The organism is Sinorhizobium sp. 22678, assembly GCF_052044265.1.
Lineage (GTDB): Bacteria > Pseudomonadota > Alphaproteobacteria > Rhizobiales > Rhizobiaceae > Sinorhizobium > Sinorhizobium meliloti_A.
The window spans coordinates 144,951-159,219 of record NZ_JBQEMS010000007.1 but is presented as its reverse complement, the minus strand read 5'-3'; the positions used below and the strand labels follow the sequence as shown (position 1 = coordinate 159,219).

The 14,269-nt window shown below is 61.0% G+C and carries 15 protein-coding genes; 8 read left to right on the top strand and 7 right to left on the bottom strand.

Going from position 1 to position 14,269, the window contains the following annotated elements:
- Nucleotides 1-22: 22 nt before the first annotated feature.
- Nucleotides 23-553, top strand: a complete 531-nt coding sequence (locus ACTJKL_RS13020; protein ID WP_440853040.1) for a cytochrome c family protein — start codon at nt 23-25, stop codon at nt 551-553.
- Nucleotides 554-662: 109 nt separating this feature from the next.
- Nucleotides 663-971, top strand: a complete 309-nt coding sequence (locus ACTJKL_RS13015; RefSeq protein WP_275598703.1) for a hypothetical protein — start codon at nt 663-665, stop codon at nt 969-971.
- A gap of 106 nt (nt 972-1,077) precedes the next feature.
- Here the strand turns inward: ACTJKL_RS13015 and ACTJKL_RS13010 are convergent, their stop codons facing one another.
- The 3 genes from ACTJKL_RS13010 to ACTJKL_RS13000 all read right to left on the bottom strand — a co-directional run bounded on the left by ACTJKL_RS13010 (nt 1,078) and on the right by ACTJKL_RS13000 (nt 3,544).
- Nucleotides 1,078-1,470, bottom strand: a complete 393-nt coding sequence (locus ACTJKL_RS13010) for a hypothetical protein (RefSeq protein WP_275598672.1) — start codon at nt 1,468-1,470, stop codon at nt 1,078-1,080.
- A gap of 73 nt (nt 1,471-1,543) precedes the next feature.
- Nucleotides 1,544-3,178 (bottom strand): chaperonin GroEL, encoded by a 1,635-nt coding sequence (groL, locus tag ACTJKL_RS13005; RefSeq protein ID WP_440853039.1) that lies wholly within the window; start codon nt 3,176-3,178, stop codon nt 1,544-1,546.
- 48 nt (nt 3,179-3,226) lie between these two features.
- Entirely contained in the window at nt 3,227-3,544 is a 318-nt protein-coding gene (locus tag ACTJKL_RS13000; RefSeq protein ID WP_275598673.1) for a co-chaperone GroES, read from the bottom strand.
- A gap of 539 nt (nt 3,545-4,083) precedes the next feature.
- Here ACTJKL_RS13000 and ACTJKL_RS12995 point away from each other — a divergent pair.
- The 4 genes from ACTJKL_RS12995 to ACTJKL_RS12980 all read left to right on the top strand — a co-directional run bounded on the left by ACTJKL_RS12995 (nt 4,084) and on the right by ACTJKL_RS12980 (nt 6,244).
- Nucleotides 4,084-4,293, top strand: coding sequence for a cold-shock protein (locus ACTJKL_RS12995; protein ID WP_011970048.1), 210 nt, complete (start codon nt 4,084-4,086; stop codon nt 4,291-4,293).
- Nucleotides 4,294-4,422: 129 nt separating this feature from the next.
- Nucleotides 4,423-4,803, top strand: coding sequence for a DUF6481 family protein (locus tag ACTJKL_RS12990; protein ID WP_127710398.1), 381 nt, complete (start codon nt 4,423-4,425; stop codon nt 4,801-4,803).
- Between the two features lie 86 nt (nt 4,804-4,889).
- On the top strand, nt 4,890-5,960 hold the full coding sequence (locus ACTJKL_RS12985) for a fatty acid desaturase (RefSeq protein WP_440853038.1): 1,071 nt from the start codon (nt 4,890-4,892) through the stop codon (nt 5,958-5,960).
- Complete coding sequence (locus tag ACTJKL_RS12980) at nt 5,957-6,244, top strand: hypothetical protein (protein ID WP_018096482.1); 288 nt, start codon at nt 5,957-5,959, stop codon at nt 6,242-6,244. The genes ACTJKL_RS12985 and ACTJKL_RS12980 overlap by 4 nt, the downstream gene beginning before the upstream one ends.
- A gap of 123 nt (nt 6,245-6,367) precedes the next feature.
- Here ACTJKL_RS12980 and ACTJKL_RS12975 read toward each other — a convergent pair whose 3' ends face one another.
- Together ACTJKL_RS12975 and ACTJKL_RS12970 are read right to left on the bottom strand one after the other, a co-directional pair.
- The gene (locus ACTJKL_RS12975) at nt 6,368-6,973 is read right to left on the bottom strand and encodes a general stress protein (RefSeq protein ID WP_102762051.1); all 606 of its coding nucleotides are present in this window, start codon (nt 6,971-6,973) and stop codon (nt 6,368-6,370) included.
- A 32-nt stretch (nt 6,974-7,005) separates the two neighbouring features.
- A complete protein-coding gene (locus tag ACTJKL_RS12970; RefSeq protein WP_018096480.1) occupies nt 7,006-7,320 on the bottom strand; it encodes a PepSY domain-containing protein in 315 nt (104 codons plus the stop codon).
- 258 nt (nt 7,321-7,578) lie between these two features.
- On the opposite strand from ACTJKL_RS12970, the gene ACTJKL_RS12965 reads away from it, so the two are divergent.
- Nucleotides 7,579-9,588, top strand: a complete 2,010-nt coding sequence (locus ACTJKL_RS12965; protein ID WP_275598675.1) for an AI-2E family transporter — start codon at nt 7,579-7,581, stop codon at nt 9,586-9,588.
- Nucleotides 9,589-9,677: 89 nt separating this feature from the next.
- Complete coding sequence (locus tag ACTJKL_RS12960; protein WP_440853037.1) at nt 9,678-11,861, top strand: putative bifunctional diguanylate cyclase/phosphodiesterase; 2,184 nt, start codon at nt 9,678-9,680, stop codon at nt 11,859-11,861.
- A gap of 178 nt (nt 11,862-12,039) precedes the next feature.
- Here ACTJKL_RS12960 and ACTJKL_RS12955 read toward each other — a convergent pair whose 3' ends face one another.
- A complete protein-coding gene (locus ACTJKL_RS12955) occupies nt 12,040-12,513 on the bottom strand; it encodes a VOC family protein (protein WP_102762054.1) in 474 nt (157 codons plus the stop codon).
- A 298-nt stretch (nt 12,514-12,811) separates the two neighbouring features.
- On the bottom strand, nt 12,812-14,209 hold the full coding sequence (locus ACTJKL_RS12950) for a S8 family serine peptidase (protein ID WP_440853036.1): 1,398 nt from the start codon (nt 14,207-14,209) through the stop codon (nt 12,812-12,814).
- Nucleotides 14,210-14,269: the final 60 nt, after the last annotated feature.

Sequence of the window (14,269 nt, the reverse complement as noted above, 5' to 3'; positions counted from 1 at the left end):
AGCGAACCTCAAGGAGGCAAGCATGTTTCGGTTGGGCATTGGGTTCGCATGTTTCGCCACCTATGCTTTTGGGCTACAGCCGCTCGGGGCCGCTGCTGCCGACGATCCCGAAATTGCGCGGGGGGAATATCTCGTCACGATGGGCGGCTGCAACGACTGCCACACACCGGGATATTTTTTTGGAAAACCGGACAGCTCACGCTTTCTCGGCGGGTCGGATGTAGGCTTCGAAATTCCCGGAGAGGGTGTTTTCATCGGTCGTAACATCACGCCCGACAAAGAGACCGGCATCGGCAGCTGGACCAGGGAGCAGATTGTGACTGCCATTCAGACCGGGCAGCGCCCCGACGGCCGTATGCTGGCGCCGATCATGCCGTGGCACGCATTTGCGCAACTCACAAAAGAAGACGCAGGGGCAATTGCAGCATTCCTTCAAAGCCTGAAGCCGGTAAGTCACCAGGTGCCGGGCCCGTTCAAGCCAGGGGAAAAGGTATCAACCTTTATGTTCAGGATCTTGCCGCCGGGCGAAACCGCGGCCGCAGCGCCAAAATAGCCGTTGCACGCGGCTCCGAAGTCTTCCAGCGCCCCCGCCGTTCCCTTGGGCTCAGCCTTTGTGTTTACCACCCTGTGGGCTGCTCTTCTCGGCATTCTTGAGCTGATTGGTGAAGCTCGTCTCTACCTTCACCGGCGCCTTTTCCTTTTTCGGCTTCCGCGCCTCGCGGTTGCCTCTCACTTGTCCTTTAGCCATCGATGCGATCCTCTTGACGTTGAATTTGATGAAGCCGACCCGCCATATGGGCGGCCCCAATGAGAAACAGGCCGTGGCGTCCTATATGCTCTCAAATGAGCCGGTCGTCATCAGCCGCTTGAGGCGCGCGACGCCGCGCTCCCGTTGTGTCCGATTTCTTGTTCTCTTCCTTCGCGGCTTCGCTTATTTGCTTGGTACGATTGGTTTCGGCTTCCTTCAGTGAGGGCTGCGGGTCGGGCTTTCTCTCGAAACGAATCATTTGACGTTCTCCTGATCTGGCAGATTGAAGCGCTCCAAACAAACACGGGAGCGCTTTTCAGATTTTGCGCTCAGATGGCCAGAGCGGTGGCGCAACCTTGAACGCCGCGGCTGTCGGGTGAGGTCTGGCCCGGCATCGTCGCCCAACCGCCGGCCTCTACGAATTGACGCTTCTTGTAACCGTCGGTGATTGCCTTGAACTCGATCAGTTTTGCGGCCGCGTCCGGCGCGGCGTTGAACCGCTCGACGCATATGGCGGATGCCAGTTCACCGCGCGCGATGTCGGCTGCGGCCGCTGCCGCGGTGCGAGACGTGCCGCCTGTCACCCAGCCGCCCCAGTTGAAGCCGACGATCATCGTTGCGGCCGCCGTCGCGGCGCACGCCCATACGAGGATCGCTTTGGATGGCTTGTAATTGTCGAATTGCTGGGTGATTGACGTCTTGCTGCTGTTCTGCATGGCCATTGGAAGCCTCCCCCTCCGTCGTTGTTCGCGTTTCGCCGCCTGACCACCGGGCCGAACGGTTCAGGCACTGCTCTCAGTATCCCATACTGCCCATGGCGCCGTTTCCGGTGCCTTGGGGAGACTCCCTCTCGGGAATATCGGCGATCATGGCTTCGGCGGTGATCAGAAGAGCCGCGATCGAGCCCGCGTCCCGCAAGGCTGTCCGCACGACCTTGGCGGGATCGACAATGCCGGCCTTGATCATGTCGACATAGGTTTCCGTCTGCGCGTCGAACCCCTGATTGTGATCGCTGCCGTCGATAAGTTTTCCAACAACGATCGAACCCTCGACGCCGGCATTGTCGGCGATCTGGCGGATTGGTGCTTCCAGTGCCCGGCGCACGATCGAGATGCCTGCCGCTACGTCGGCGTTCTCGTCGGTGAGACCGACAAGGGCCGATTTTGCCCGTAGTAGCGCCACTCCGCCGCCGGGAACGATGCCCTCCTCGACCGCCGCGCGCGTAGCGTTCAGGGCATCGTCGATGCGATCCTTCTTTTCCTTCACTTCAAGCTCGGTCGCGCCGCCGACGCGAATGACCGCGACGCCGCCGGCGAGTTTCGCCAGCCGCTCCTGCAGCTTTTCCTTGTCGTAGTCGGACGCCGTCTCCTCGATCTGCGCCTTGATCTGGCTGACGCGCGCCTGGATGGAGGCTTTGTCGCCGGAGCCGTCAATGATTGTGGTGGTGTCCTTCTCGATCAGCACCCGCCTGGCGCGGCCAAGCATATCCAGCGTAACGTTCTCAAGCTTGATACCCAGATCCTCGGAGATCGTCTGGCCGTCCGTCAGGATGGCAATGTCTTCCAGCATGGCCTTGCGGCGGTCGCCGAAGCCGGGAGCCTTGACGGCCGCAATCTTCAGGCCACCTCGCAGCCTGTTGACGACGAGCGTCGCCAGCACTTCGCCTTCGACGTCTTCGGAGATGATCAGCAACGGTTTCCCGGTCTGCACCGCGGCCTCAAGGATCGGCAGGATAGCCTGCAGACTGCCGAGCTTCTTCTCGTGGATGAGGATATAGGGATCCTCCAGTTCCACGCGCATCTTCTCGGCGTTGGTCACGAAATACGGCGAGAGATAACCGCGATCGAACTGCATGCCCTCGACGACGTCGAGTTCGGTATCGGCCGTCCTGGCCTCTTCGACGGTAATGACCCCCTCGTTGCCCACCTTCTCCATCGCCCTTGCGATCATTTCGCCGACGCTGGCGTCGCCATTGGCGGCAATCGTGCCGACCTGCGCGATCTCGCTCGACGAGATGACCTTCGTGGCGCGCACCTTGATTTCCGCGAGGACGGCGGCAACGCCAAGATCGATGCCGCGCTTTAGGTCCATTGGGTTCATGCCCACCGAAACCAGCTTAGCACCTTCGCGAAAGATGGACGCGGCGAGCACGGTGGCCGTCGTGGTGCCGTCGCCGGCAAGGTCATTGGTCTTTGAGGCTACCTCGCGCACCATCTGCGCACCCATATTCTCGAACTTGTCTTCAAGCTCGATTTCCTTGGCGACGGACACGCCGTCCTTGGTGATGCGTGGAGCGCCATAGGACTTGTCGATGACGACATTGCGGCCCTTCGGGCCGAGCGTCACCTTGACGGCATTGTTGAGCAATTCCACGCCGCGAAGCAGGCGATCGCGGGCGTCAGTGGAGAAGATGATTTGTTTGGCGGACATTGTCTTTGGCCTGTTCGGGCTTGAGATAAGGGATCGAAATTCGAGGGATCAGGCAGCATTGGCGGTTGCGACGGTATTTGCTGCGACGATGCCCATGATGTCGGATTCCTTCATGATCAGTAGGTCTTCGCCATCGATCTTGACCTCTGTTCCGGACCATTTACCGAGCAGGATCGTGTCGCCGATCTTGACGTCGAGCGGGATCAGCTTTCCACTTTCGTCGCGGGAGCCGGGACCGACGGCGATCACTTGGCCCTCTTGGGGCTTTTCCTTGGCGGCGTCGGGGATGATGATCCCGCCCTTGGATTTGATGTTACCTTCGGCGCGTCGGATGACGACGCGGTCGAGGAGCGGGCGAAATGTCATGGGATTCTTTCTGCGACCGGCGTATAGGGCGGCTGCAACTCCTAAATAGCATCGACGGCAATCGATTAATAGGAGTGCCAAGAAATATTATTCGAAGCTGAATATGACCTGAAATCGGTGTCTGCAATTTACGCGAATTGTTGTCTGGGAGAAATGGAATTAATATTTTGACGTACTTAAATTACCTTTTTCCGCGGCAAGATATTAGTCAGGTTGAGTAGGAGACTGTGCCTTCGTTAGTTAAAAACACTTCGAGGCGTACCGGTGTACTCAGCTCATTTGGCCTAGCGGCGGGTGCACCGGTATGGAAAGGAACGCGACCACCTGGATTTATCTACCAAAGGTTGTCTTCGATTTTTCTGAAAACAAAAGGTTGACGCGGCCGCCGCTCTCGTCTATGAGAAGACATCGATACTTTGTTTGCCGATATTTGTTTTGCTGCGCTGTGCGCGTCTCTTGACGAACTTCCCTCTCTCAAAAGTCGAAACCCCGCTGTGCGTCGCCCAGCGGTGATCTATGTTGCTAAGAAAGGGTTCGTTATGACCACTGGCACAGTTAAATGGTTCAATTCCACCAAGGGCTTCGGCTTCATTCAGCCCGACGACGGCAGCGCCGATGTGTTCGTTCACATCTCTGCTGTTGAACGCGCAGGCATGAATTCGATTGTTGAAGGTCAGAAGCTCGGCTTCGAGCTCGAGCGCGACAACAAGTCGGGCAAGATGTCCGCAGGCCAGCTCCGCGCTGCCTAATGCTTTTTCGCCGCTGATGACCACGGATGTACTGGCATCGCGGCAAGAGGTTCGAAGAGGCCAGGCGAATGTCTGGCCTTTTTCCGTTGAGGCGGTCTTCGCGACCAAACGATATCAAAGGAACAACGATTGAGACACCCGAACGACAACGGCTTTGCCGAACGACGCAATGCCGCGGCAGATGCAAAGCGCCAGCTTCTGACAAAATTTGCATCCGCTCCCAAGCCGACCGACCCTGAAATGCAGGAAAAACTGGCTGCGCGCGAAGCGGCCAACCGTGCCAGGGAGGCCCGCCGCGCCGAGCGCGAAGCGCTGAAGACAGCCGAGAACGAGCGAATCCTGGCAGAAGCCGCTGCGTTGGCCGCGGCTGCCGAGGCCGAGCAAAGGGCTGAAGCCGAAGCCCGCCAGGCAGAAATTGCCGATCGGGTCTCGCGCGTCGTCGCCGACGAAGCGGCCCGCAAGGCTGAACGCGACCGCCGCTATGCGGCCCGCAAAGCCCGCCGGGCGTAACACTTCAACACCTGCTCCCGTTCCACGGGCGCAGCCCATTGCCCTGGCGGATGATCACGGGGCGAGCGAAAAACGGACCGGTTATAATGAGCGCACATGTCTATCCACCCGCTTCACTTGTTGAGGACAATGCTGGAGCGTGGTTGAAGACGCTGGCGAAATACCGGCAGCCCCGTCTGGGGCGTAGCGCCTTCGAACTGTTCGTCACTCTCGTTCCTTTCGCCATCTTCTGGGCAGCGGCCTCCTTTTCCCTGGCCCACGGCTTCTGGCCCGGGCTGATCGCGATCCTTCCTGCCAGCGCCTTCCTGCTCCGATTGTTCATGATCCAGCACGATTGCGGCCACGGCTCGTTTTTCGCCCGTCGGGGGCTCGATGACTGGACCGGCCGCGTGCTCGGGGTCCTGACCCTGACCCCTTACGACTATTGGCGGCGTGCACACGCCGCCCATCATGCGACTGCGGGCAATCTCGACCAACGCGGGGTTGGTGACATCACCACGCTGACCATTGCCGAGTACCGAGCCCTTTCGCCGACGAAGCGCCTCGGCTACCGGCTGTACCGGCACCCGCTCGTCATGTTCGGCATCGGGCCGGCCTGGCTCTTCCTGTTCAAGCAACGCCTGCCGTTCGGGATGATGAACTCGGGTGCTCTGCCTTGGATTTCGACCATGGGGACGAATCTTGCGATCGTTACGCTGGCCGGCTTGATGGTGTGGGCCGTCGGGTTGGGACCTTTTCTCCTGATCCATCTTCCGGTCGTGCTGCTCGCAGGTGCAGCCGGCGTTTGGCTCTTCTATGTGCAGCACCAGTTCGAGGAGACTCACTGGTCGGCGGGCGAGGATTGGCGGTTTCCTCAGGCGGCGCTGCATGGCGCCTCCCATTACGATCTTCCGCCGGTGCTGCGGTGGCTCACCGGCAATATAGGCATTCATCACGTGCACCACCTGTCCAGCCGGATCCCCTATTACCGTCTGCCGGAAGTACTGCGTGACCATCCGCAACTTGCCGGCATCGGACGGATCACCTTGTGGGACAGCCTCAAATGCGTCCGGCTCGTGCTCTGGGACGACCGGCGCCGGAGGCTGGTTTCATTCCGCGACGCCGCAGGGTCGCTGCGCCGCTCCCTTACCGAAGATGTACGAAAGACGACGACATGATTGAATTGACGCCAACGCAGATCCGGGGCCTTAAGCTTGCCAAGGACGGTGACGTGCATCCCCAGGGTGGGAAGAGGTGGACGCACCTGAATGCCCAGGTCACCTATGCAAGGAAGGACCGGTTCAAGGAACGGCCGCAGAAGATCAAGTTCCTGACGACCGCGACCCTGAACGAGCTGCGCGAGCACAACCTCGTGAAGGCGCTCGATACGGATGTTCCGCCCGAGGAGTCGGCTCACGGCATTACCATGGCCGGCAAGATGCTGCTTCTGAAGATCAAGTGAGCACGCCCCAGAAGAAGCATGGGGCGCGTGCGTGCGCTACCGATTTTGCTCGACGGCCGTGGAGATAGCTGCGAGGGCCGGCCGCGCTTGCAGCCCCCGCAGCGGCGGACGTCAGCCCTGCCGTTATGGCATCATGCCGCGGTACCGCTCACGCTCCCGTTCGACCTGATCGAGCGTGTACGGATCGGCATTTTCGTCGAAACGTGACCATCCTTCCTGGGCATAGATGCTTCTGCGGGCCGCAGGATCCACGATTTTGCGCTGTTTCAGGATCGCTTCTGCTCGGGGTGCGACACTGTCTTCGACCCTTGCCGTGACCAGAGTGCCCCCCCTGCGAACGCCTTCGGCGTAGACATGGGCGTCTTCTTCATCGACGCCGGATTCCGTCAGCGCACCTATCAGGCCACCAGCTGCGCCCCCGGCGATTGCGCCGGCGGCCGCACCGGCCGCGGTGGAGGCAAGCCAGCCGGCAGCCACCACTGGGCCAACTCCAGGAATGGCCATAAGGCCAAGCCCCGTCAGAAGGCCAACGACGCCGCCTCCGGCAGCGCCGAGGCCAGCTCCGGCACCGGCCCCTTCGGCCGCGTTCGAGCCGTCCGTCGAGTAGCGATCTCCCGTGTTGTTCGCGACGATGCTGATGTTGTCTGAAGGAACGCCTGCCGTTTCCAGATCGCTTACGGCCTCGCGAGCATCTGCATAGTCGTCAAAGAGCCCTGTTACGGTTCTCATATTCGTTCTCCCTTTCCTTTGGTGTCTGTGGACTACTGCGCCGTTACGTTGCCCTGATAGTCGAGAGCGACCGAAACGGATTTGCCCTCCTTCATCGCAGTTGCCTGCCACACACCCTTGTCATCGAGCTTCAATCCGCTGACCTCGGTGTATCCGGCCTCTTCGATCCGTTCCTTCGCTTGCGCTTCAGTAAAGCTGTTCGCGCCTTCGACCGGTGCCGTCGGGTTCTCAGAATCGGGCGTTGCGACAGCAGGCGTTTCTCCTTCCGCTGAAGGCGTCGTCTGCGCGAGTGAAGTCGTGGCCACGGCGCTCATCAGTGCTGCCGCGGCAATGATCATATTTTTCATGTGGTTACCTCTTCAGAAGACCGCGATTGATCCCCCGTCGCAGAAACACGCCGGGCGCAGAATGGTTCCCGGCGCGATGCTCCGGCCGCCATGCTGGTGGGCGGCTTGGCTTTGGCACCGGAAATGGCAACTGCTGCGGTTCCATGCAACGGAGCATCTGCTGGGCGGCGCCAAACACTGCCCTACCTACTTGCGAACAAGGTTCTTGCCTGCTGGTCGCAACCAGGTCGACCGCCGGGTGATGTGGTGGAGGGTGTGGTGCTGAAGTTCTCGCGTGGCGTTGACCAGGATCGTGCAGCCGCCGCAGGCGGCCTGCAGCAAATCGCGTTTGCGCGCAGCGCAGCAGCCGCGGCGCAGCCGTCACGTCTACCGACCCTCGTCGCAACCGCTGCCACGGTTGCCGTCCTCTATTTCGCCCGGGACGTCTTCCTGCCGCTGGCCATCGCCATTCTGCTCACCTTTGCGCTCGCGCCGCTGGTTTCGAGGCTGCGTCGAGTCGGTTGTCCCCGTTCGGTGGCCGTCGTCGGGACGGTGACGACGGCTTTTCTGTTCCTGTCCGCATTCGGCGCGGTCATAGCGATGCAAGTGAGCGAGGTGGCTCAGAACCTGCCGACCTATCAGTACAACATCGTCGAGAAGGTCAGGACCCTGAAGGAGACCGGATCGGAAAGCCAGATTTTTGAACGGATTGGCCGCGTCATAGAGAGGATCAGCACGGAGATCAGCCGGCCCGAACCAGAGGTGCGCGCCTCACCCGAACCGGCGCCGGAGACCCAGCCGTTGCTCGTGGAGATTTTCTCTCCGCAGCGGCCGGTCGAAACACTGAAGAATATCATCAATCCTCTGCTTGGGCCCTTGGCGACGACCGGCCTCGTCATCGTCGTGGTCATCTTCATGCTGTTCGAGAGGGAGGAGCTGCGCGACCGTTTCATTCGGCTGGTCGGCTACGGCGACCTGCATCGAACGACCGAAGCACTTCAGGACGCGGGCGCTCGCGTCGGCCGGTACCTGCTCATGCAGTTGGTCGTGAACATCACCTACGGCATTCCGCTGGCCATCGGCCTCTCGCTGCTCGGTATCCCCAATGCGGTCCTCTGGGGGATGCTCGCCATCGTGTTGCGCTTCGTCCCCTACATCGGGCCGGTCATCGCTGCGGCTCTGCCGTTGTTCCTGGCGTTTGCCGCGGCACCTGGATGGAGCCTGCTCGTCTGGACGGCGGCCTTGTTCATTGTCCTCGAGCTCGTGAGCAACAATGTCGTCGAGCCTTGGCTTTACGGTTCCCGCACCGGTTTGTCGCCGCTTGCGATCATCGTCGCGGCGATCTTTTGGGCATGGCTCTGGGGGCCGGTCGGACTGGTGCTGTCGACGCCGCTCACCGTGTGCCTTGTCGTTCTCGGTCGCCACGTCCCGCAATTCGAGTTTCTGGAGATACTGCTGGGCAACGAGCCCGTGCTCGATCCGAAGGAGCGCCTCTATCAGCGTCTGCTCGCCGGAGATCCGGATGAGGCCACGGACAATGCGGAAGACATGCTGGAGGAGAAGTATCTCGTCGAGTTCTACGACACGGTTGCTATTCCCGCACTGCTCCTGGCGGAGCGGGACCGCGCACGGGGCGCCCTGACGAACGCCCAGGCGGCTCAGATTGCCCAGAGTGCGAACACCCTCATCGCCAATCTCGAGGAGATTGCCGGCGAAGAGGAGGAGGAGGAGGAGGAAACGGGCGCGGAAGCGCAGGAAAATGGTGATGATGATGCGGACGAATATGATCTTCCCCTCGGCGACGGCAAGTCCGTCCTGTGCGTCGGAGGGCGCAGTGATCTCGATGACGTTGCCGCATCGATGCTCGCCCAGACCCTATGGATCCAGGGCGCGGAGGCGGCTCACGCCGGTCACGACGTCCTCAAGGCGGGCAATATAAAGGCTCTGAAACTCGAGGGGCGAAACGCCGTCGTCCTGAGCGTTCTCGACCAGGATTTCATGAGACATGCCAAGTTTACCGTGCGTCGGCTGAAACGCATGGCCCCTGCGGCGCGCATCGGGATCGTTCTGTGGCAAGAGGATGGCCGGCCGGACACAACAGAAAGAGACCAGCTCGTTGAATCGCTGCAGGCGGATTTCGTGGTATTCGGGATGGGCGACGCCGTCCGCGAGGCGCTTTCAGACGAATTGCCTCGGTCTTTGAAACTCGCCCATCCGAAGATCGCACCCGGATACGCCATGCGGAGAAGCAAGCGTGCGGACAGGGAAAGCACGGTCAAAGCGGACTAGATCGTGAGATGCCGAAGGGCACGTGCGAAGCTTACGCCGTTTTAAGACGTTCAGCTCAATGATGAGCAGCCCTGTCAGGAGGAGTGCGGATGAGGTTTGTGGCTGGCAAAGTCGCGGTTTTCAGGTGGATGCTGCCCTTGGCCATCGCAATGGCGTTGATGGGAGGCATATACCTGGCCGTCCGCTGGTCGGCGCAGCAATCGGACGCTGTGGCGGTGAAGCGGCAGCAACACCTCGTCGAGCTTGTCATCTCCAAGATGCAAGGCAGCATCGCCCATGATCAGGAGAGCGTCACCGTCTGGGATGACGCCGTCAGAAAAGTTTCGCAGGAATGGGATTCGCGGTGGGTTGATTCCAACCTGGGCAGCTGGATGAACAGCTATTTCCGACACGACGGCGCATTCGTGATCAGTCCGGACCGTAAACCGTTATACGCCTTTCTTGCCGGCCGGACTGACGAAGCTTTCAGCAACATAGAACCCGAAGCAATGCCGCTAATCGCCAAGCTGCAAGAGAGGCTCGCAGCAGGCGACGAGGAAGGAACGAGCGAGCAGGTGCTGTCCATCGGCGAGAGCGATCTCGTACGCATCGGGGGCCGCCCGGCGATTATCAGCGTGAAGCCGATCGTGTCGGACACCGGTGATATCGTTCAGGAGCCCGGCAGGGAATTTCTGCACTTGGCCGTCCGCTTTCTCGACGGCGATCTCCTGACCCATCTCGGTGAGGATTATGGTTTCGAGGACCTGCGCTTTTCTGTTTTGCCAGAACTCGGTCGGCAGCGGTCCTATGCTCCGATCGTTTCATCGTCCGGAGAAACGATAGGGTATTTCTCCTGGCTCCCGTTCAGGCCCGGTGCCGATGTGATGAAGGCCACGGCGCCGGTGCTTCTGGTCGCCGGCGCCCTCCTCTTTGCCCTCACCAGCGCGCTCAGTATCGTATTGCGGAGGCGGTCGAGACGTCTGCAGGAAAGCCAGGCGGAGCTCAACCATCTGGCGCGTCACGATCCGTTGACGGGCCTCGCCAACCGTGCGTCTTTCAACGGTCTGCTGGCGCGGGTCGTCGCTACGTCGACAATCGATCAAGCCAATGCTCTCCTGTACCTCGATCTCGACCGCTTCAAGCAAGTGAACGACACACTCGGCCATCCTGTTGGCGATCGGCTGATGGTCGAGGTCGCGAAACGGCTTAAGGAAACCGCTGCTGGTGCCGCCATTTCCAGAATTGGTGGCGATGAGTTTACCATCATCGTCGAACGCACCCGCCAGGATCAGGTGGAGAAGCTCTGTGACTCGCTGATCGCTTCGATCCGCCGGCCTTTCGAGATAGACGGACAGCCGATTCTCATCGGACTTTCGATAGGTGTGGCCGTCGCGACCGGGAATGGCGCCGACCCCGTCGAGATCACGCGGAAGGCCGATATCGCGCTTTACCACGCCAAGTCGGCCGGGCGGAACCGATACGCAGTGTTTGGCCCTCACATGGACGAACTGATCAGGACGAAGCGGGATCTGGAACAGGATTTGCGAGCGGCCCTGGATGCCGGCAATCAGCTCGAGGTCTTCTACCAGCCCGTATATTCGGCGCAGTCCCACGAGATAAGCTCGCTGGAAGCTCTTATTCGCTGGCGGCATCCGAGCAAGGGCAACATAGCACCGGATGCCTTCGTTTCGCTTGCGGAGACTGCCGGCCTCATTGATCGGCTCGGCGCTTTCGTGCTGAAGGAAGCCTGTTCTACGGCGAATGAATTTCCGGGCCTCGACATCGCAGTGAACGTCTCCGCGGTCGAGCTTGGACAACGGCATTATGCCGCCCAGGTTCTCTCACTGCTGCGGCAGTTCGGGGTCGAGCCGTCGAGACTGGAGCTCGAGATCACCGAAACGGCTCTCCTCGACGAAGCCGGCGTCTGCGAAAAAAACATCACGGCGCTACGCGAGTTCGGCGTCAAGTTCGCACTTGACGATTTCGGTACGGGCTTCTCCTCATTTGGGCGGTTGCAGCGCCTGGAGGTCGACCGGATCAAGATCGATCGCTCTTTCGTCCACGCCTTCGATCAGCCCGGTGGCGGCGTGGCGGTCGTGCAGTCCATCGTCGGTGTCGCACATGCGAAAGGCCTGCGCATCACCGCCGAGGGAGTCGAGACCGAGGAGCAGAGCGAGATCCTGCGCAAGCTTGGCTGTGACGAATTGCAGGGCTTCCATTTGTCCAGACCGATGCCGAAGAGTTCACTTCGTCAGCTTCTTGCGACAGAAAAGGCTCAAGGAACCTCCTTCTAGAGCACTTCCAGGAAAAGGGTGTGACGGTTTTCCGTCCGGAAGTGCGTTGGACCAAAGGGTTAGAGCATTTCAACGTTTCTATGAAACATCGAAATGCTCAGCTAACTGGCGGTCCGAGCGTCTGCACAGGGACACGCGGACGCTCTTGCCGCAAACCGGGCCGCAGTCCGGTGGAGCATCAACCGCGCCGCGCCGCCTCGATTGCAGCGACGTCTATTTTTTTCATGTCCATCATCGCCTCGAACGCTCGCTTTGCTTCGTCGCCGCCGGCCGCCATCGCGTCGGTCAGCACGCGCGGAGTGATCTGCCAGGAAATTCCCCATTTGTCCTTGCACCAGCCGCAGGCGCTTTCCTTGCCGCCATTGCCGACGATGGCATTCCAATAGCGATCGGTCTCTTCCTGATCGTCGGTGGCGATCTGGAAGGAGAAAGCCTCGTTGTGCTTGAATGCGGGCCCCCCGTTGAGGCCGATACAGGGAATGCCCGCAACGGTGAAGTCGACCGTCAGCACGTCGCCCTCTTTGCCCGCGGGGTAGTCACCGGGTGCGCGGTGCACGGCACGCACCGCGCTGTCAGGAAAGATCTCACAGTAGAAACGAGCGGCAGCCTCGGCGTCCTTATCGTACCATAGGCAAATCGTATTCTTCGCCATTGCGTGGTCCTTTCGCTTGGAAACATTCGGATTTGGGCCGCAAGCGGCCGCCATTGGGAAATCACCTGCCCGGCCGCCAGTGAACGTAGAGCTACCTCACGGAAGAGGCTCCCATTATGCGCTTCGAAAGTCGCACGGGATCACCAAGTATTCAATGCGCCCGCAAGAAAAGCCGGGCACATCGGCCTCGCAACGCTGCAGCGTCTTCACACAGCGCCGTTGGCGCGGCGTTGTGAGTGGCCGGTCGGTGGGTTTGGCCCTTCCCATGCACGTCTTGCACTGGACGACGCTGCTTAGCTCAGGACTTCGTCTTGCAAATCGCTCGCGCGTTCAACAGACCCCAGCCGAAGACAGGATCCTTTCCCGGTTCTCCGAGATCTTCGGCGTGTCCGGTCAGCCTGTCGCGGAGCAATTCCGGAGCGAGGTCCGCTTCAGATGCTTTCATCATCGCCACCGCCGCGGTCACGAAAGGGGCGGCGAAAGAGGTTCCAGTCTTCGGACGTGCGCCGCTGACCGAAGCTGCTGTCCAGACCGCCACGCCAGGGGCGGCGAAGTCGATATGCTCCCCGCGTCCGGCGCGTCGGTAGGGCCGTTTGCGCCTGTCGGTCGCGGTGACGGCAATGACCTCTTCATAGGCAGCCGGATAGACGGGCTCGGCTCTCGGACCGTCATTGCCCGCGGCGGCGACCATGATGATCCCGCGCTCCCCCGCCTTTTTGACCGCCTGTTCGAGCAGGAGATTGGGCGGGCCGGCAAGGCTGAGATTGATCACCTGAACCTGACGTTCAGCGAGGAGGTCGAGTGCGCGTGCCAGATCGAAGGCGGCGGAGCGGTCGTCTTGCCGCCCCGCCCGGTGAAACGCGTCCACGGCGATGAGCTTGCCACCCGGTATCAGGCCCGGCGTGCGGCTCGTGGCTGAGCCCACGAGCAAGGCCGCGACAGCGGTGCCGTGCTGCCTGCCGGACTCCGGCAGTTCTTCGTCGACGAGGCGGACGATCTCTACGTTGCGAGCCTCGAATGCGATGTGATCGGGGTTGATCGCCGTATCGACAAGGCCGATACGCACGCCGGCCGCGCAAGTACCAGGCCAGGTTTGAGCCGAGGGCCAGCCGATCACGTCGCGTGCCAGGCAGTCGCTTTCGACGCACGGGGCATCGGGATGCTGTTCCGGCCGGAAATAATGGTTGAAGTCGATCACCGCTTGAGGCGCCAAGGCGCGGGCCTGCTGCCGAGCGGCTTCCAGTGTCAGGCCTTGGGGAATGCGAAGCTTGATCACCTCGGCGTTGAAGGAAGCCATCGTGTTCCGTTCGAGGAGCTCGAAGCCTGCGGCCGCCAACCCGCCGAGTTCCGTCGAACTGAAACCCAGCCCGACGATCTCATCGGGCGCTCGTATTGGTGCGGCGGGTGCGGCTGCGCGCGAGCGCCGCGGGGCGGTCCGACGTGGCAGGAACTCTCGGAATGGAAACAGGCTCTTGCCGCCACTCCATCCGGCGCCGGCGCCGTAGGAGCCGGAGCGGCCGGAACCGCGCGAGCCGCGGTTGGCGTCATTCCCACCGTCATCGTCGTCGTCGGCCAGGGCAAGCCCGGTTCCGAGCACGTCACGCACGATCATGTTCCCGGGAGCCAGGACGTCGCCGGATAAGAGTGCGATTGCAGCAATGGGCGCGAGCAGGGCCAGTTTCGACGTGGTCAGCATCTGAAAACCTCAATCGGCTAGGTCAGGCGGATAGGAGGATAGCGCATTCCTTTGGACGGT

What these genes read in the sequence shown, in the direction of transcription:
- ACTJKL_RS13020 (WP_440853040.1), top strand. Translation starts at nt 23, where the DNA reads ATGTTTCGGTTGGGCATTGGGTTCGCATGTTTCGCCACCTATGCTTTT.
- ACTJKL_RS13010 (WP_275598672.1), bottom strand. Translation starts at nt 1,470, where the DNA reads ATGGCCATGCAGAACAGCAGCAAGACGTCAATCACCCAGCAATTCGAC.
- groL (WP_440853039.1), bottom strand. Translation starts at nt 3,178, where the DNA reads ATGTCCGCCAAACAAATCATCTTCTCCACTGACGCCCGCGATCGCCTG.
- ACTJKL_RS13000 (WP_275598673.1), bottom strand. Translation starts at nt 3,544, where the DNA reads ATGACATTTCGCCCGCTCCTCGACCGCGTCGTCATCCGACGCGCCGAA.
- ACTJKL_RS12995 (WP_011970048.1), top strand. Translation starts at nt 4,084, where the DNA reads ATGACCACTGGCACAGTTAAATGGTTCAATTCCACCAAGGGCTTCGGC.
- ACTJKL_RS12985 (WP_440853038.1), top strand. Translation starts at nt 4,890, where the DNA reads ATGAGCGCACATGTCTATCCACCCGCTTCACTTGTTGAGGACAATGCT.
- ACTJKL_RS12980 (WP_018096482.1), top strand. Translation starts at nt 5,957, where the DNA reads ATGATTGAATTGACGCCAACGCAGATCCGGGGCCTTAAGCTTGCCAAG.
- ACTJKL_RS12975 (WP_102762051.1), bottom strand. Translation starts at nt 6,973, where the DNA reads ATGAGAACCGTAACAGGGCTCTTTGACGACTATGCAGATGCTCGCGAG.
- ACTJKL_RS12970 (WP_018096480.1), bottom strand. Translation starts at nt 7,320, where the DNA reads ATGAAAAATATGATCATTGCCGCGGCAGCACTGATGAGCGCCGTGGCC.
- ACTJKL_RS12960 (WP_440853037.1), top strand. Translation starts at nt 9,678, where the DNA reads ATGAGGTTTGTGGCTGGCAAAGTCGCGGTTTTCAGGTGGATGCTGCCC.
- ACTJKL_RS12955 (WP_102762054.1), bottom strand. Translation starts at nt 12,513, where the DNA reads ATGGCGAAGAATACGATTTGCCTATGGTACGATAAGGACGCCGAGGCT.
- ACTJKL_RS12950 (WP_440853036.1), bottom strand. Translation starts at nt 14,209, where the DNA reads ATGCTGACCACGTCGAAACTGGCCCTGCTCGCGCCCATTGCTGCAATC.